General features: G+C 41.9%; 13 protein-coding genes, 2 tRNA genes and 2 rRNA genes. 7 read left to right on the top strand and 10 right to left on the bottom strand.

Translation table 11 applies throughout. The features are described 5' to 3' along the window. The first annotated feature begins 7 nt into the window (after positions 1–7). From LK453_RS05200 to LK453_RS05190, 3 genes are all read left to right on the top strand, one after another. Complete coding sequence (locus LK453_RS05200) at positions 8–232, top strand: hypothetical protein (RefSeq protein ID WP_227674446.1); 225 nt, start codon at positions 8–10, stop codon at positions 230–232. 150 nt (positions 233–382) lie between these two features. Beyond that, complete coding sequence (locus LK453_RS05195; RefSeq protein ID WP_007395953.1) at positions 383–1273, top strand: CBS domain-containing protein; 891 nt, start codon at positions 383–385, stop codon at positions 1271–1273. Continuing rightward, positions 1266–2324, top strand: coding sequence for a patatin-like phospholipase family protein (locus LK453_RS05190; protein WP_201538026.1), 1059 nt, complete (start codon positions 1266–1268; stop codon positions 2322–2324). Before LK453_RS05195 ends, LK453_RS05190 begins: the two co-directional genes overlap by 8 nt. Before the next feature lie 125 nt (positions 2325–2449). Here LK453_RS05190 and LK453_RS05185 read toward each other — a convergent pair whose 3' ends face one another. Both LK453_RS05185 and LK453_RS05180 read right to left on the bottom strand, forming a co-directional pair. Continuing rightward, positions 2450–4231 (bottom strand): choice-of-anchor I family protein, encoded by a 1782-nt coding sequence (locus LK453_RS05185; RefSeq protein WP_201541967.1) that lies wholly within the window; start codon positions 4229–4231, stop codon positions 2450–2452. A gap of 335 nt (positions 4232–4566) precedes the next feature. Then, positions 4567–5148, bottom strand: a complete 582-nt coding sequence (locus tag LK453_RS05180; RefSeq protein ID WP_007395956.1) for a hypothetical protein — start codon at positions 5146–5148, stop codon at positions 4567–4569. Between the two features lie 539 nt (positions 5149–5687). Between LK453_RS05180 and argA the strand changes: the two genes are divergently transcribed. Beyond that, on the top strand, positions 5688–7010 hold the full coding sequence (gene argA, locus LK453_RS05175) for an amino-acid N-acetyltransferase (RefSeq protein ID WP_201538387.1): 1323 nt from the start codon (positions 5688–5690) through the stop codon (positions 7008–7010). A gap of 229 nt (positions 7011–7239) precedes the next feature. Here the strand turns inward: argA and LK453_RS05170 are convergent, their stop codons facing one another. Next, positions 7240–7998, bottom strand: a complete 759-nt coding sequence (locus tag LK453_RS05170) for an FKBP-type peptidyl-prolyl cis-trans isomerase (protein ID WP_201529421.1) — start codon at positions 7996–7998, stop codon at positions 7240–7242. A 624-nt stretch (positions 7999–8622) separates the two neighbouring features. On the opposite strand from LK453_RS05170, the gene LK453_RS05165 reads away from it, so the two are divergent. Beyond that, positions 8623–10194, top strand: coding sequence for a mechanosensitive ion channel (locus tag LK453_RS05165; protein ID WP_007395959.1), 1572 nt, complete (start codon positions 8623–8625; stop codon positions 10192–10194). Between the two features lie 281 nt (positions 10195–10475). Beyond that, on the top strand, positions 10476–11153 hold the full coding sequence (locus tag LK453_RS05160) for an SDR family NAD(P)-dependent oxidoreductase (protein WP_201529425.1): 678 nt from the start codon (positions 10476–10478) through the stop codon (positions 11151–11153). Positions 11154–11319: 166 nt separating this feature from the next. On the opposite strand, the gene LK453_RS05155 is transcribed toward LK453_RS05160, so the two are convergent. From LK453_RS05155 to LK453_RS05145, 3 genes are all read right to left on the bottom strand, one after another. Continuing rightward, complete coding sequence (locus tag LK453_RS05155; protein WP_201538389.1) at positions 11320–11985, bottom strand: 1-acyl-sn-glycerol-3-phosphate acyltransferase; 666 nt, start codon at positions 11983–11985, stop codon at positions 11320–11322. 59 nt (positions 11986–12044) lie between these two features. Next, on the bottom strand, positions 12045–13934 hold the full coding sequence (gene parE / locus LK453_RS05150) for a DNA topoisomerase IV subunit B (RefSeq protein WP_201538391.1): 1890 nt from the start codon (positions 13932–13934) through the stop codon (positions 12045–12047). Between the two features lie 150 nt (positions 13935–14084). Beyond that, complete coding sequence (locus tag LK453_RS05145; RefSeq protein WP_201541969.1) at positions 14085–14723, bottom strand: YqiA/YcfP family alpha/beta fold hydrolase; 639 nt, start codon at positions 14721–14723, stop codon at positions 14085–14087. A 199-nt stretch (positions 14724–14922) separates the two neighbouring features. On the opposite strand from LK453_RS05145, the gene LK453_RS05140 reads away from it, so the two are divergent. Further along, the gene (locus LK453_RS05140) at positions 14923–15183 is read left to right on the top strand and encodes a DUF1289 domain-containing protein (protein WP_007395964.1); all 261 of its coding nucleotides are present in this window, start codon (positions 14923–14925) and stop codon (positions 15181–15183) included. A gap of 123 nt (positions 15184–15306) precedes the next feature. Here the strand turns inward: LK453_RS05140 and rrf are convergent. The 4 genes from rrf to LK453_RS05120 all read right to left on the bottom strand — a co-directional run bounded on the left by rrf (position 15307) and on the right by LK453_RS05120 (position 18902). Then, positions 15307–15420 (bottom strand): 5S ribosomal RNA (gene rrf / locus LK453_RS05135). A 149-nt stretch (positions 15421–15569) separates the two neighbouring features. After that, positions 15570–18422, bottom strand: a 23S ribosomal RNA gene (locus tag LK453_RS05130). 314 nt (positions 18423–18736) lie between these two features. Further along, a tRNA-Ala gene (locus LK453_RS05125) sits at positions 18737–18812 on the bottom strand. Between the two features lie 13 nt (positions 18813–18825). Further along, positions 18826–18902 (bottom strand) — tRNA-Ile (locus LK453_RS05120). Positions 18903–18911 lie beyond the last annotated feature (9 nt).

The raw sequence follows: 18911 nt of genomic DNA, 5'->3' as shown, positions 1-18911 counted from the left end.
AATGCAAATGACAGATAGCCAACGCAAAACATTATACTCTGCCAAATGCACCCAAAATATAAGTCCAGCCCAGAGAACTGCTAGCAAAAAAACCAGTGAAAATAGAACCTTACCCAGAGTGACTGCTACTTTCTTTACCCCAGTATTAGGGTTCCCTATTTGGCTATTTGTAGGCGTAAGTGAGCTGTTTTTTGACATAATAAGTGATATCCCGGATGCAGTATTGGGGTAAGTGTATTTTAGTCGCCATAACTTAGCAAATCGTAAGACACAGTGACAATACAAAATAGCCGACAAAATATTGGGGTTTGGCGTTGAATATAAATCTTCCTTGGGATAAAGTGAGAGCAACTAAATAACCATACGAGGTGATATTCTCCCCATGTCTGATGACAATTCTGGCACAGCCAGCTGGTCGATGCGCGGTTTAAAGCGTTGGCTACATACTGCCCCTGAGACTCGTGACGAGTTGATAAAGCTGGTACAAAATTCCCATCAGTTTTTAGAGCCTGATACTGTAGATATGTTGGAAGGGGTGTTAGACCTACCTGCTACTCAAGTTCGTGAAATCATGACCCCTCGCCCGCAAGTAGAAGGTGTCCGTGAACACGATACATTAGCAGATATCATGGATATGATAATGGAGACCAATCACTCTCGTTATCCGGTCTTTGACAGCCAAGATGATGATGCAGTTATTGGTATCCTATTGGCAAAAGATTTGATTCCATTGTTGGTTAATATGATTCGCCAAGAGGAGGATGTGGACATCTCTTTTCGCTTGAAGTCATTAATTCGTCAGCCTCTATATATCAGTGAAACCGCACGTTCTGATACCTTACTACGTTCTTTACAGCGCACCCAAGTTCATATGGCGGTGGTAGTCGACGAGTTTGGCAACATGGTTGGCGTGGTTACCATGGAAGACCTGCTAGAAGAAATTGTGGGCGATATTGTTGATGAGCATGATGACTTTGATGAAGACAGCGATATTAATAACATCATTCCTCATCCTGAGAAGCCGAATACTTGGATTGTTCAAGCCTCAACCTTGATTGAAGACTGCAATGAAGAGCTGAACACCACTTTTGATGACACAGACGTGGATACCATGGGCGGGCTTGTGATGCAGGAATTAGGCTATGTGGGCGACCTAGAAGGTGAGCATGTCATTACCAAAGGTTGGAATATCTCGGTCATTGATGTAGAAGGCCGTTTTATCAAACTGCTAGAGCTTACCCCTTTGGCGGATGAGTTATCCGACGATGCGTAACCCTGTAGCCGCTAAACCGGTTTCACAGATTTCGATTGGCATTTTTAGTACATCAGCTTATCTAAAGTCTGTTGTAGTGGGCTTAAGTCTGACAGGATCGCTACTGTTAACCGCCTGTAGTACTCTTCCGGTAGATGACAGGGCGACTTCTACTTCCTCTACTAATACCAAACGGCCAGTAATAGCCTTGGTGTTGGGGGGTGGCGGTGCCAAAGGCTTTGCCCATGTTGGGGTCATCAAAGCATTAGAAGCCAATAATATCACCCCAAACTTAGTCGTTGGCACCAGTATCGGTAGTTTTGTGGGTAGTCTCTACGCCAGTGGCAAGTCTGCTACTGATTTAGAATCCATAGCACGTACCACACCTGATAGTGAACTCACTGACTTTACCCTATCCTACCAAGGGATTATTGAAGGGGAAAAACTTCGTAATTTCGTGAACAATCAAGTCAATCACAAACCTATTGAGTCTTTCCCTATCCGCTTTGCCGCCGTGGCTGCCGAAAAACACACGCTACAGAAAGCTGTCTTTACTGAAGGTGAAGCGGGTCTCATTGTACAAGCGTCGAGTAGTGTCCCCAATGTATTTATCGCTCCTCGTATTCCTGACCCTAAAGCGTCAGGACAGATAGGCAAAAAGTATGTGGATGGCGGGGTAGTCAGTATCGTGCCAGTAGATGCCGCTAAAGCCTTAGGGGCCGATGTCGTCATTGCGGTTGATTTGCAAGTGGATAAAGAGTCACCCTCTCAAGCAGGATCAAAGAACAAAAGCCTCTGGTCGCTTATTGAGCAAGGTTATAATACCTATAATAAAGGGTCGACTGCCGATAAAAAGTCTGGACCTTATACTCAAAACTACGAAACCATCAATAAGGCAGAAATAGGGCGAGCAGATGTTATTATTCGACCCGATGTTGCTAATATCAGTGCTATTAGTACTGTAAATCGTGAAGCAGCCATTGAAGCGGGCGTCAAAGCCACTGAACAAAACTTGCCGACGATAAGAGCTGCGATTCAAAAAGCTCAGCTAATCTATAGTCAGTCAAACTAGTCAGCCAACCCCTTAGCCCTTTTTGACTATGAGTTAGAAGATCGGCATTTAGAAACTCAAAAAAATAGGATAAAAGTTATAGTTAATGACTTTTATCCTATTCTACATTTATTGTGCGGTTCTAGCTATTTTGCTGCTGCCGTTGAGAAGTCTAATTCAAAGACTCGAGAACTACCACTAACCTCAAAGCCAACCAACAGTAATGGCTTGCCAGAAGGAGAGTTTTCCGTAGATATAAAGGTTAACCCCTCAGGACCTAAATCTCCATCTGCATTGGCCGGTGCACTGCCCTCTTTAGCCGCTTTTAATTTTTTATCATCAAATGTACGTGTGTTTATTTCGCCTAAAAATTTAGCCTGCTTAGGATTGGTCACATCGAAAGCCATGATGCTTGAGATACGCTCAAGGCCAACGAAAGCAATAGTCTGTGAACCTACTTGACCGACAGCTACCCCTTCTGGCTCTACCCCTTTATTATCACTGCGATCATCAAAGTCGTTCTTGTCATTGCTGGCATTAAAGTTATTTGGATATTTTTGGGCCGTATACTTACCCATGAAGCTGCCACTGTCAAACACTGGTGTTGTCAAATTATCAACATCCCAAATACTAAATGAGCGAGCGCCAAAACTGTATAGATTCTCATAGATTCCATCCCCATTGCTATCACCGATTGAGGCTGAAAAATCAATTTTACCCAATGCTTTTTTATCACCACAGTCTAGGTTATGACAAGCTTGACGGTTAAATTTTGCAGGGTCAGTCTTAATATCATTAAAGCCCACCTGCTCATCAAATTTACCCCATTCACGAGCGTCACCCTCATTGGCAGTGATAATATATTCTTTACCATCGACCGTGTAATACGCAATCGCATCTGGCATGTACATGCCCATAATAGGCCACGTTGTAATATTGATGGCCCCATCTTTATTACTGACATCTAGCTCATTACCCTCTATCGAATGGTCTTTAGCACCCAGTGGTTTAAGGTTGGTCACTTGAGCACTTGCAATATCAACAACTGCAATCGCATTGTTTTCTTGTAAGCTGACATAAGCTGTCTTGTTGTCTTTATTTACCACAATATATTCTGGCTCTAAATCTTCTGCTACTGTACTTTTGGTACCATCTGCTTTTTTACCAAAGATGCGTACACCTGCGTCAATTAGCTGTTGCTTTTGGCTATTAAACTTGTTGAAAGTCGCCGTCTTAACGATAGGGCTTTGAATGTTTTTCAGATTAATAATACTGATAGACCCTTCAGCATCAACTTTATATTCTTCATCTGGCTCGCCCTCATTAGCCACTAACAGATATTGGCCATCATGGGTGAAAGTGACCATATCTGGTAACGCACCGACTTCAATTACCTGAACACGTTCAAGAGTCTTAGCATCAAATAGCACCACATGACCGTTATCAGTTTTTACGTTGGCTTGGACAGCGAGTGCTATCGTATCTCCCTGTATTGCCACGCTATTAACGACGCTGCCAATATCAGATACCACCAATGAACGTACCAAGACAGGTTTATGAATATCAGATAAGTCGATGACATCCACTTTCTTATTTTGAGCATTGACTACGAAGCTACGTTTTGTTGCTGGATGAAAAGCGATAATTTCCGCCGCTGATTTGTCAAAATTGCCATGTACATAGCTACCAGCGGGATTAAAGGTCACGCTTTTATAGCGTGTAGTAGCCGCTTTATCACTGCTAACTTGCCCAGTTACCATTTTATTATCATTTGTTTGACTGTTTGCTCCTTGGCCAGCACAAGCTGATAACAGCAAACTTATTGAGAACGCCCCTGTCATTATTAAACTATTGGCTATAACTTTATATGATTCAACGTCAGTAGTTAATTTAGTATTTAAATCGGGTTCATTTAGAGATGATGACATGAAGTGACCTTATAGGGAGTAGTTAAAATAGAGAGTGGTTAAAGAATTAAAAGCACTTAAACAATAGAGATTATTTAAAAAATGGAAATTGTGAATAAATTGACAGTACTTTCAACAAACTCATTAATCTAACAAAGGCTTATTAAGCCTTAATGACACTTAGCTATACTCCATAATGCCATTCGATATCATTGCAATACAAAAAGCCCATTACTCCAATAATGAAGTAATGGGCTATCGTTACGACTTTAATTAGTATGTTTTAATCGACTTAATTTAACTCTTGGGTTAAATGAGGGAAGCCGATACTTAATTAATGTCTATAAAACTTAAAATTAACGAACCACAGCACGATATTTAACCACTGCCGTTTCATTCACTCCTAAGCCTTCGATGTTCCAACGTAGTTGCTTATACATGTCTAAAGGCACATCTTGCATTTCACCATTAATACGACCACGTAGTGGCATACGGTTGAAGTTAGTACCATCTACACTAGCAGAAGCTGTATCTGGAGACACTTTACCTACCAACTTAACTTCATCAGGAATGCTCATTGTCACAGTCATATTACGCATACGGTCTGAGCTATTGTTGGTAAAGTAGCTATGATATTCAATAACGTTACCTTTTTTCAGACGAGTTGTGGCATCAATAGGTTTTAACGCAGGCTGACCTTGGGCATCAACACTGATTAAAGCAGCAACGGTTTTGGTGGTTACTTTACCGGCCTGATTGGTTTGACCTTGTTGCATAACCGCTGCGTTTTGCGCATTGCTTGGGTTACTCATTTCAGGCTCAGGCGTCGGCAACATGGCTTGTGCGCTTAGGCTACCTGCCAACATCACTGACGCTACTGCTGTAACACTAGCGAACTTAGCAACCAATTTAGAGGAAGTTGAAGCAGAAAATTTCATAGGATACCTTTCCTTTTAAGTGAGGGTTATAAAGTGTTGTAAAATATTAAAAAACTTAGTCTGTATCAGCAATCTTAACCATAGTGTCTATACAATCAAGACCTTACGCCTATTTTGTCTGTCATGCTTATTTTATCTATATAGGTATTTCGTCTAGTCTCTATAGTTATTAAGCATAGTCATTAAACATAATGATTAAGTCATCAATTGAATTAATTATGGACTGATTTAATAAGCAAACTAGATTCATGTGACTGACACGCTATTATCGAAACGCTGTTATTATGATCATTAAAGATAGATTGTCTGATTTTACACCTTTAAATTATACAGGCAATGTCAGTATAGACATAAAGGCGAATACAGTTAAGAGCAGATTCAAAACAGATAGTATGCGACAAATTGGCGTAACTAACTGTATTAAGTCAGTTGCTTGGCTTTTACTAATAAAATAAAGATAGCCCAAGTTGGCATTTTTTGCTATCGTAAAAGCGTATATTTTCCTCTAATTCGCCTCAAGCCTATTGTGATATTTTGATATGAATGATACTGCTATGCCACAAATAACTCCTGACTATGTCCATTGGTTCCGTAATTCTGCGCCTTATATCAATACCCATAGAGGTAAAACGTTTGTCATTATGTTTGGCGGAGAAGCGGTTAACCACCCCAATTTCAGTAATTTAATTCATGACTTCGCCTTACTGCATAGCTTGGGTATTAAACTGGTACTGGTACATGGGGCGCGACCACAGATTGAAAAGAACTTAAAGCAGCTAGGGATCGACTCTCCTTTGCACAAAGACATCCGCGTCACACCGCGTGAAGCAATGCCTACTATTTTAGAGGCTGTCGGTGCCATTCGCCTGCAGATTGAAGCTCAATTGTCTATGGGCCTGGCCAACTCACCAATGTATGGCTCACGTATTGATGCCGTATCAGGCAATTTTGTCACTGCCAGACCTTACGGCGTAAGAGATGGCGTAGATTATCAGATGACAGGTGAAGTACGCTCTATCGATGTAGAAGCCATCAAAAACAACCTGCTTCACAATCATATGGTGATTTTAGGTTCTATGGGCTATTCTGCAACAGGCGAGATTTTCAACTTACTGGGTGAAGATGTGGCCTTAAAGGCTGCGGTTGCCCTCAATGCGGATAAATTAATTTTCCTTGGCGGTGAAACTGGTATTAATGAAGAAGGTCGACTGTTACACGCTATGATTCCGAATGAGGTCGATCGTTTCTTAAGAGACCGTGACCTTGAGCGTGAAATTTATTACTTCTTACACTGCGCAGCACAAGCTTGCCGTGAAGGTATCCACCGCACTCATATCATTTCTTATGCTCAAGATGGCGCTTTACTAGAAGAATTATTTACCCGCGATGGTTCAGGTACCTTAATCAGTCATGATCCTTATGAAGAAATTCGCCGTGCGACTATTGATGATGTGGTCGGCTTGATTGAATTGCTTTCTCCTCTAGAGGAACAAGGTATCCTGGTACAACGTTCACGCGAACGCCTAGAGCAAGAAATTGAACTGTATAGCGTTATCGAACGTGATGGTATGATCTTAGGCTGCGCTGCCCTTTATCCGCTTGATGAAGACTCGGCGGAGGTGGCCTCTATTGCCATTCACCCTGATTATCGCAATGGCAGCCGTGGTGCCGACTTATTGGCTTTTCTAGAGCAGCAAGCCCGTAGTCATGGACGTCACAACTTATTTGCTTTAACCACCCGTACGGCACATTGGTTCATTGAGCAAGGTTTTGAGGAAGTTAGTGCAGAGATGCTACCTGAACCTCGCAGAACCGCTTATCACAATGGCCGAAATTCCAAAGTTTTCAAAAAACCTTTGTAATTTTTACCGTTGTTAGCGACTAACTAACTATTTATCAACTAAGCTATTTACCAACTAAACTAGGTACCAACTAAAAACGCGCCAACTCATTTGAGTGGCGCATTTTTAATAACCAAAAAAAAGACCTGCTTAAGCAGGTCTTTTTTTTATCACTGATATCTCTTTTTAAACTTATGCTAGACAAGTCAGTGACTAATATGACTCATAAAATGCAATTAGTGCAGCTGACTTATTGAGCAGGCTGCGCAGGCATCTTAGGATTCACTTCAATCATTTCTACTTTAAAGATTAAAGTACTGTTAGGATCAATACCTGAGTTACCTGTTTCACCGTAAGCTAAGTCAGCTGGGATATATAACTCGTAAGTGCCGCCTTCTTTCATAAGTTTTAGTCCTTCAGTAAATCCAGGAATCATACCCTCAACTGGGAAGACAACTGGTTCGCCTCTATCATATGAGCTATCAAACACCGTACCGTCTAGCAACTTACCTTCATAGTTGATTTTTACCATTTCACTATTGCCGACTGGTTTGCCGGTACCTGGTTTAATCTCTTTATACTGTAATCCAGAAGCAGTAGTTTTTACCCCTTCTTTTTTAGCGTTTTCTGCTAAGAATTTATCACCAGCTGCTTTATTTTTGACGGCGTCTTGCTTCATTTTTTCCATCATTTCAGCTTGTTTCTTTTCTTCGTACTTGGTCATAACTTCTTGCATTTGCTCTTTAGTCAGTGCTGCTTTTTTATTGCCGTAAGCATCACGGAAGCCTTGTTCGAAGGTATCTAGATTAAGATCATTCAAAGATTCTTTGTAACTTTCAGCAGTGGCATACCCTATGCTGTAGCCTACTTTTTCAAGTTCAGCACTTTTTTCAGTTACTGTTGAGCTTGAGCTGCTTTGATCAGACTTATTACCGTTATTCGCACAACCAAAGGCTAAAGTGCTCATTAAGGCCACTGCTAAAAACTTAGGTACCATTACTTTGTTCATAAATAAACTCTATTTTAAGTGAAATAATAATCTAATGAGTCGGATAAATAGCCAGACAACATCGAAAATAATAAATGTCTGACATCCTATCACTGAATACGGCTATTTTAACGTTTAAACCACCAAGTATCACGAGACAATTGTAATAAAGATGACATTAAATGTTTCTTATAATATTGGAACCCATCATATCAAAATCGCAGATTAAGCACCACAAAGGCAAAGAAAATCATAGAATTATTGTATAGAAAATGTTAATAAAGCCCTTTTATGTCACAACTTATCACATAAATTTAAACTTATATTAATAAAAGCTATTTATTATTGCTGCTTAATCCGCTACAGTGGTCTCGTTAACTATCACTCTTTTATGTGACATATTAGGAAGTGATAGAGGTTAAGGGTTTTCACTAATTAATTAGCATAAATAATTCATTTAATGGAACCATTAATTTCATCAGAGATTTTTTAATCTACTGTTTATTTTAAAACATTAATTTAATGCTTTGTTTATCAATAACTTAATAAACTCAGTTTGGCTTAACACTTAAACTTAAAAATACAAAGTATATACTGGGGCCATTTATAGGCCCATTTATTGAATTACATTATAGGAGAAACAGCATGGACAACATGTTTGTTTGGTTTAATAACAATCTAGGCGGACCTATTGGCTCGATTATCGCAGCCATTTTAGTGTTCGTTATTGGTTGGTTAATTGCCATGGCACTTGCCGGCGTTGTTCGTAACTTACTTGCTCGCGTTAATTTAAATCAACGCATGAATACCTCAACGGGTAAAGCTTACGATTTAGAAAATATTATCTCTAAAGTCGTTTTCTGGTTTATTTTCTTAATGGCCATTTCTGGTGCATTAAGCATGCTTAGCTTAAATGCTATTTCTGCTCCATTTGCCAATATGATTGACAGTGTTCTGTCTTTCATCCCAACACTTCTTGGCGCCGTTATTATCGGTGTGATTGGTTGGGTAGTGGCAACAGTTGCCCGTACCGCAATCAACACTGCGCTTTCTAAAACCACATTAGATGAAAAACTAAGTGCAGAAGCCGGTGTTCAGCCTATGAGCAATACTATTGCTGATATGGTGTATTGGGTAATCTTGCTGTTTATCCTAGTTATTGTTTTAGGTCAATTACAGTTAGACGGTCTATTTGCCCCTCTAACTAATATGCTTAATAAAGCCGTCAGCTACCTTCCTAATATCTTTATGGCAGGCGTTGTATTCTTTGTGGGTTATATCGTTGCTAAAATTGTTCGTGGCATCGTCACCAACATGATTTCAAGCTTAAACCTACAAGGCTTTGCTGAAAAAGCAGGCATCAGTAACAGTCGTGAAAATAGCTTACCAAATATTGGTGGTTCACTGGCTTTCTTACTAGTTATCATTCCAACGACTATCATCGCTCTTGATGCGTTAAAGATTGAAGTTATCTCTCGTCCAGCGACCAATATGCTGAACAAAATTATGAATGCGTTGCCAAACATCTTTACGGCAGCGGCTATTTTAATCATCACTTACTTCATCATGAAGATGGTAGCGAATGTGGTGAAAGGTCTACTTGAAAATACAACCATTAATGCTATTCCTGCTAAAGTGGGTCTTGATAGTGCGATGGGTAAAACTCAAGTATCAGACTTGGTAGCTTACGCAATTATCTTCTTTGCTATGCTATTTGCCGGTATCCTAGCTGCTGATCTACTAGGCTTCGAGCAAATTAGTGCTATTATTACCATGTTCATCGCCTTTGGTGCCGACATTATTCTAGGCGCAGTTATCCTATTCATCGGTTTCTGGTTAGCCAACATCATCGCTGGTGTGGTTGAACGTTCTGATAAAGGATCACAATTCTTAGCAAATATTGTTCGTGTATTAATCATGGGTCTGGTATTGGCAATGGGTCTAAAAGCAATGGGTATTGCAGACTCTATTGTTAACCTTGCTTTTGGTCTTACTTTGGGTGCAGTTGCTGTTGCCTTTGCTCTATCATTCGGTCTTGGTGGTCAAGAAGCTGCTGCTCGCTTCTTACGTAAACTTCAAGACAAAGCTGAGACAGAAGCTGAGAAAGCGAAAGTTGAGAAAGCTATCGCTAATACTGCTGAAAAGACAGGTGATGCCCCTTCAATCACTACTATTTCAGGTGATGAGCCAACCATTCCTACTTCAGATGATAAATAAGAAGTAGTGAATTAACGGTTTAATAGTAACGTTATATTCAAAGAGGCAGCCTTTATAGGCTGCCTTTTTTATTGTCGGTTTGTTTGATGGTCTCGCTTTGACTTGTTTAGCTTATAAGTATCTTTGAGTTATGTTTGAGTCATCTTCCATTAAGCATGATAGATCCAGATAAAGACAAACCCGTTACTTAAACCCTTAATATGGCAGTTGCTATCCCTGCTCTTTCTTGTCAGAATCATAATAGACACTTATAAATTTATAAACGAACAGGTTAAGAGTATATGAAGCGATTTAATGATAAAGCCATTATTATCACTGGGGCGGACTCTAGTCTTGGTCGAGTAACTGCACTACAGTTAGCACGGGAAGGGGCTAATGTGATTCTGTTAGGTACCAATAGTACTCTGTTAGAACATATAGCCAGTGAGCTTCCTGAAGACCATACTTGGATAAATACCGGCAATCATTTAGCCGTTACTTGTGATATTACCAATGAACAGCAAGGTGAAAGATTGGTTAGCCATATATTAGATAAATACCATAGAGTGGATGGTCTAATAAATATCAATACTGAGGTTAAAATCAGCCAAGCACTTTTGACAGAATTGGCTAAAACAAAAGGTAGTATTGTCAATGTCTCCTTATTATCTGACACCAGTGAGCAGTGGTCATTAACCGCTTATAAAAAGGCTTATGAGGACTTAACAGCGCACAATAAGCAACTTGCTTTAGACTATGGTTCTAAAGAAGTTAGAGTGAATGGGGTACATGCTGGTCTGACGGTTGAAGATAGTGATGACATTGATAATGTGGCACTCTTCACAGAACAAAGCCCATTGAGTAAATTACTGCATATGGAAGAGATTGCAAATGCCATCTTATTTTTAGCAAGTCATGAATCGAGCATAATTACTGGTACCACACTTGCCGTAGATGGTGGGCTAAGCCTAACCCTTTAATAGCCAACTACTAAGTTTTTAATGGGCCTTTAATAAGCTTTTAATTACCTTTAGACGACGATGAATCATTACTGCGATATATTGATTATAGCCTTCCACTGAAAAGACCTATCTAAATTTAGATAGGTCTTTTTTCATAAAGGGTTTATTAGAAGATTACTAAACTTTAATCATTAACATCTTGTAAAACTTTTGACATCTTCTCAGGATATTTAGGCACTACCCCTTTATATTGAGATAAGATTTTTTGCATATCTGCATCAAAATCGTCACTGGGCGTGACTGGGGTCATAAACCGTATTTCTTTAGTCTTATAATCCATGGCAACAGGGATAATTGGCACCTCTGCTTCTTTAGCAATGTAATAAAATCCCGTTTTCAATTTTTCGGTATAGCCTCGAGTGCCTTCAGGCGCCAGTCCTAAAAATAACGAATCACTACGCTTCATGCGGTCAATGGTCGCCTGTAACACAGTCCCTTTCTTATTTCGATTAATGGGAATAATACCTGCCCACTTAAAAAATGAAGATAAGACGGGGTATTTAAACAAACTATCTTTGCCCATTATCTTGATATCTATATCATAACCAAGGATGAATGGAATTGCATATAAACCATCGAAATTTGAGGTATGCGGTAACGCCAGCAGAACTGCTTTGGGAACGTTGGGGATATTACCTACTACTTTCCAGCCCAGAGATTTAAAAATCGTACGAAATACAGGTGCGACAATGCGACCCTTGCGTCTTGGTACCTTATCGCCCAAAGCCTTATGGCTAAATCTTTGCCTGATGTTCATTGGGGCATTTTTTAACGAGTCATGCTTAGACATTACACTGCATCCTTACTTTAACTTCCATTAGTTCTAATACTTTATTCAAAAATTTAAAATCACACGATAATATCAGCAAGATCACCTTTACCCTCAAGCCACGTCTTACGATCAGACGCTCGTTTTTTGGCCAGAAGCATGTCCATTACGCTATTGGTCAACTGCATATCATCCATATCTAATTGGACCAATTTACGCGTATCAGGATGCATGGTGGTCTCACGCAATTGCTCAGCACTCATCTCACCCAAACCTTTAAAGCGGGTAATTTGCGGCTTTTTATTACCAGGCACCTTGCTTAAGATATGCTCTAATTCAGCCTCATCTAGGGCATAGTGAACTTCTTTGCCGATATCTATTCTATATAGGGGCGGCATAGCAACAAACAAGTGACCCGCATCAACTAATGCTGGGAAATGTTTGACAAATAGCGCACAAATTAAAGTCGCAATATGTAGACCATCAGAGTCGGCATCGGCCAAAATACAAATTTTGTCGTAGCGAAGCTCTGATAAGTCATCAGATGCTGGGTCCACGCCAATAGCAATTGCAATATCATGAATTTCACGACTTGAAAGTACCGTATCGGGGGAGACTTCCCAAGTATTCAAAATCTTACCACGCAGGGGCAAAATAGCTTGGAAATGACGATCACGGGCCTGTTTGGCACTACCACCCGCTGAATCACCCTCTACTAAAAACAACTCAGCGCCGTCACGTACGCCACCACGACAATCCGCTAACTTGCCAGGTAATGCAGGTCCTTGCGTAATTTTTTTGCGGGCTACTTTTTTGGCAGACTTTAAACGCTTACCGGCTTTCGAGATAGCCAATTCGGCAATTTGAGCACCCAAGTCAGCATGTTGGTTTAACCATAGGCTAAAGGCATCTTTGGCTTGGGCTTGTACTGCACCTGCCGCTTCTCGACTAGAAAGTCGCTCTTTGGTCTGACCTGAAAATTGTGGCTCAGAGAACTTAAGAGACAAGATATAGTTGACCCCGTCCCAGACATCTTCTCCGGTCAATTTAACATTGCGTGGTAATAGGTTATGGATTTCACAAAATTCACGCAGTGCTTCTAAGATGCCTGTACGTAAGCCATTAACATGGGTACCACCTTGCGCTGTAGGAATCAGGTTAACATAGCTTTCTTGAATAGGATGACCGCCTTCAGGTAACCAAGATAAAGCAAAGGTAACCCCAGCACGCTCACCGTCTTTGGCTTCATATACAAAATAGAAAGGTTGTGGCGGTAGCGTTTCTAGGCCATCAAGCTGTTCATTGAGATACTCTACGACCCCATCAGCGAATTGCCACACTACTTTATCTTTATTGGCTTCATCATAAAATTCAATGGTCAAACCCGCTGCTAATACTGCCTTTGCTTTTAGATTGTGCTTAAGCTGCTTGACGCTGAATTTAGGAGTGTCAAAAAACGAATCGTCCACCCAAAAGCGAACTTTGGTGCCTCTTTTGCGCTTATTAGAACTTACTGACTCTGTTAATTTAGTGACAGGAGCGCCATTTTCAAAGGCAATATCATACTGAATACCGTCACGCCATACAGTCACCTCTACCCGCTTAGACAAAGCGTTAACGACAGAAATACCTACCCCATGCAGACCACCAGACACTTGATAGTTACTGGTATTAAATTTACCCCCTGCATGAAGACGGGTCAGGATAAGCTCGATACCTGTTTGATTAAATTCAGGATGGATGTCTGTTGGCATCCCGCGTCCATCATCTTCCACGGACAATGAGCCATCCTCATGCAGCTGCACCTTAATAGTCTTGGCATGACCCGCTAGAGCCTCGTCCACTGAGTTATCTATCACCTCTTGTGCTAAGTGATTAGGACGGGTGGTATCCGTATACATACCAGGGCGGCGACGTACTGGTTCAAGACCCTCTAAAACTTCAAGTGACTGTGCTGTATAATTGCTCACAATAATATCCTTTGCTTAATTAAGCGTTTAATTATTAGCCATATTATAACTAATATCGTAAAACATAGGGGGTTAGTAAAAGTATTAACGACAGCAAATGACGTAAAGAAAACAGCACGGTAAAAGAAGCCAATTCACAAAAATAGCGATTTACCGCAAGGAAATTAGATAGTCCATAATCATAGGTAGTTGACTTTCGAAATCCGTCATACGGTGATCGCCACCTGATTGCAGTGCTACCTCAACCCCTTGTAAACGATAAAATTCAGTAGCAATCCTAGGATCTAATAGTTCATCGCCCTTTTTAATAACAGCAAACACTTTCTTAGGGTATAAAATCTGTGTCAGCTTATGACTGCCAAACCAATCTAAGTCTCCTAAAGTAATCCCCCATCCCCCAGTCGTACGATAAATAACTGTATCATTACTATCATCACAGGCAATACTGTCTATTACAGTATCATTGACAAAGCGTTGTAAGCTAACGTGAGGCTTGGTGCTGGGGTTTAACAGAACCGCAGGACATCCTGTCTCATTACTGACTAAACTTGCAAAATAGCCACCTAGAGAGCTTCCCATAACCATCGTGGAATTAAGAGGCTGAGATGGGGTTGAATGTACTGATTGAACCAAATTACACAGCTTAGAAAATACTTCATCGGGTGATTGATTCAAGTCAGGTCTAATCACTTCTACGTCAGGATGATAAGTTCGACAATATTGCTCAAGTAATTGGCCTTTTATCGAGTTGGCGGTGCTATCAAGACCATGGATATATATAATTCTCATCGCAAATCCTTTATATTTAACTGGCTCAGCAAGATTATCACGAATGAAAGGCTTAAAGGAATCATGCTAAAATTGATTAAATCACAAAAGGTTATTCTACTATAGGCTATCGCCTTACCGAGTTGCCTTTGTTCATCAATTTTAGCGTTGTAGCAAAACTTAATTGGTTAGATCAATACCTAAAGACAGGATAAAAGTCATGTTCGATCAAATTGAAATGTTTGAAATTGACAATCCCTGTATTGGGGTATGCCAAAGCAATAAAAAAGGATATTGCTTCGGCTGCTTGCGTAGCCGCGAAGAAAGACAATTATGGTTAAGAATGACCAATGAGCAGAGACGAGAGGTATTACGGCTTATCGTAGGACGTAGACAACGAATAGAGCAAATGCGTAGTCGGCAAAAACAGCAGATGGCATTTGATTTTGAACATGATGTAGAGATTGATGATTTATTTTAGAGTCAAAGCAAAGCAAATTATTTAGTAGTAATATTTTTAGCAGCAGTGGCTATTACGAAATTAAAACCCAGACATAAAAAAAGCCCCCATTCAGAAATGAATGGGGGCTTTTAAGGTATAGGGAGCTGACGATGACCTACTCTCACATGGGCGAACCACACTACCATTGGCGCAACGATGTTTCACTTCTGAGTTCGAGAAGGGATCAGGTGGTTCCATCGTGCTATTGTCGTCAGCAAAGGGGGTATAGATATGAGTTGGTTAAGCTATTAGCTCAACTTTGTTTGACTATTATATCAGAACCTGAATCAATATATTATCAGGGTGATATCGAAATAATTATAGCTTGCTCTTTATAAGGAGCTACAAAACCACTTGGGTGTTGTATGGTCAAGCCAAACGAGCAATTAGTACAGGTTAGCTACACGCATCACTGCGCTTCCACACCCTGCCTATCAACGTCCTAGTCTTGAACGGCTCTTAAGGGAAATCTAATCTTGAGGTTGGCTTCCCGCTTAGATGCTTTCAGCGGTTATCCAATCCGAACGTAGCTACCGGGCAATGCCATTGGCATGACAACCCGAACACCAGCGGTTCGTCCACTCTGGTCCTCTCGTACTAGGAGCAGATCCTCTCAAATTTCCAACGCCCACGGTAGATAGGGACCGAACTGTCTCACGACGTTCTAAACCCAGCTCGCGTACCTCTTTAAATGGCGAACAGCCATACCCTTAGGACCTGCTTCAGCCCTAGGATGAGATGAGCCGACATCGAGGTGCCAAACACCGCCGTCGATATGAACTCTTGGGCGGTATCAGCCTGTTATCCCCAGAGTACCTTTTATCCGTTGAGCGATGGCCCTTCCATACAGAACCACCGGATCACTAAGACCTACTTTCGTACCTGCTCGACTTGTGGGTCTCGCAGTTAAGCGCGCTTTTGCCTTTATACTCTATGAACGATTTCCGACCGTTCTGAGCGCACCTTCGTACTCCTCCGTTACTCTTTAGGAGGAGACCGCCCCAGTCAAACTACCCACCATACATTGTCCTCGGTATTGTTATACCTGAGTTAGAACCCCAACATGACCAGGGTGGTATTTCAAGGATGGCTCCACAAATACTGGCGTATCTGCTTCAAAGCCTCCCACCTATCCTGCACAAGTCAGGTCAAAGTTCAATGTAAAGCTGTAGTAAAGGTTCACGGGGTCTTTCCGTCTAGCCGCGGGTACACAGCATCTTCACTGCGATTTCGATTTCACTGAGTCTCTGCTGGAGACAGCGCTGCCATCATTATGCCATTCGTGCAGGTCGGAACTTACCCGACAAGGAATTTCGCTACCTTAGGACCGTTATAGTTACGGCCGCCGTTTACTGGGGCTTCGATCAAGACCTTCGCATACGCTAAGCCCATCAATTAACCTTCCAGCACCGGGCAGGCATCACACCCTATACGTCCACTTTCGTGTTTGCAGAGTGCTGTGTTTTTAATAAACAGTTGCAGCAGCCTGGTATCTGCGACTGCTAGAAGCTTACGGAGCAAGTCCTTCACCTCCAGCAGCGTACCTTCTCCCGAAGTTACGGTACCATTTTGCCTAGTTCCTTCAGCAGAGTTCTCTCAAGCGCCTTGGTATTCTCTACCTGATCACCTGTGTCGGTTTAGGGTACGATTCGTTTATGACTATAGTTTAGAAGCTTTTCCTGGAAGCATGGTATTTGCCACTTCGCTGTACAAGTACAGCTTGCTATCAGATCTCAGTATTAACAGCCCGGATTTGCCTAAGCCGTCTACCTACATCCTTCCACCTGGACAACCATCGCCAGGCTGGCATAACCTTCTCCGTCCCTCCATCACATCATAAACAAGTATCGGAATATTAACCGATTTCCCATCGACTACGCCTTTCGGCCTCGCCTTAGGGGTCGACTCACCCAGCCCCGATTAACGTTGGACTGGAACCCTTGATCTTCCGGCGTGCGAGCTTTTCACTCGCATTATCGTTACTCACGTCAGCATTCGCTCTTGTGATACCTCCAGCATACCTTACGATACACCTTCACAGGCTTACACAACGCTCCCCTACCACTTGAAACAATTTTCAAATCCGCAGCTTCGGCTCCTAGTTTGAGCCCCGTTACATCTTCCGCGCGGGCCGACTCGACTAGTGAGCTATTACGCTTTCTTTAAAGGATGGCTGCTTCTAAGCCAACCTCCTAGCTGTCTATGCCTTCCCACTTCGTTTCCCACTTAACTAGGAATTTGGGGCCTTAGCTGGCGGTCTGGGTTGTTTCCCTCTCCACGACGGACGTTAGCACCCGCCGTGTGTCTCCCGGATATCACTCATCGGTATTCGGAGTTTGCATCGGTTTGGTAAGTCGGTATGACCCCCTAGCCGAAACAGTGCTCTACCCCCAATGGTGTTCGTCCGAGGCGCTACCTAAATAGCTTTCGGGGAGAACCAGCTATCACCGAGTTTGATTAGCCTTTCACCCCTATCCACAAGTCATCCCCTGGCTTTTCAACGACAGTGGGTTCGGTCCTCCGGTGCCTGTTACGGCACTTTCAACCTGCTCATGGATAGATCACTCGGTTTCGGGTCTATACCCTGCAACTATACGCCCTATTAAGACTCGGTTTCCCTACGGCTCCCCTAACGGTTAACCTTGCTACAGAATATAAGTCGCTGACCCATTATACAAAAGGTACGCGGTCACCCAACAAGTGGGCTCCCACTGCTTGTACGCACACGGTTTCAGGTTCTATTTCACTCCCCTCACAGGGGTTCTTTTCGCCTTTCCCTCACGGTACTGGTTCACTATCGGTCAGTCAGGAGTATTTAGCCTTGGAGGATGGTCCCCCCATCTTCATACAGAATTTCTCGTGTTCCGCACTACTTAATATGCTTCATTATATGTTTCGAATACGGGGCTATCACCCACTATGGCCAGTTTTCCCACACTGTTCTTCTACATATAAATCCGTCGGCTCCTCCCCGTTCGCTCGCCGCTACTAGGGGAATCTCTATTGATGTCTTTTCCTAAGGGTACTGAGATGTTTCACTTCCCCTCGTTCGCTTACTAATAAATTAGTATACCTAGCTTACGCTAAGTGGGTTTCCCCATTCAGAAATCTCCGGATCACAGGATATTGCCGCCTCCCCGAAGCTTATCGCAGGCTGTCACGTCTTTCATCGCCTCTGACTGCCAAGGCATCCACCATGTGCGCTTAATTACTTGACCATACAACCCCAAAGGGTCTTTAGTCTGTAATTATAACGATATCACCTTGATAATTTACGCTTGATTCAGTTCTCTTTACTTTGATAACCAACCCCTTGGGATAACAACTGATGTCATTAAAAGGTTGGTTATCTGGTTAGACAATGGCTCAGTGAATGATTCATCGTCTAACCGTATATTACAACTCATATCTATGTTTTTAAATAGTGATAACGTCTTCATCAGATCGTCATATATTTTCTGTATAAAACAGAAGTAAGTAATCAAACAATCACTTAATTCTATTTTATGCACTCTTAATCCGTAATCCAATATGGTGGAGCCAAGGAGAGTCGAACTCCTGACCTCCTGCGTGCAAGGCAGGCGCTCTACCAACTGAGCTATGGCCCCGTATCGGGATAAGTGGTGGGTCTGATAAGACTTGAACTTATGACCCCCGCGTTATCAACACGGTGCTCTAACCAGCTGAGCTACAGACCCTTAAGAGCT

It is taken from the genome of Psychrobacter sanguinis, from assembly GCF_020736705.1.
GTDB lineage: Bacteria > Pseudomonadota > Gammaproteobacteria > Pseudomonadales > Moraxellaceae > Psychrobacter > Psychrobacter sanguinis.
This window is presented reverse-complemented; position numbering and strand designations above follow the sequence as displayed.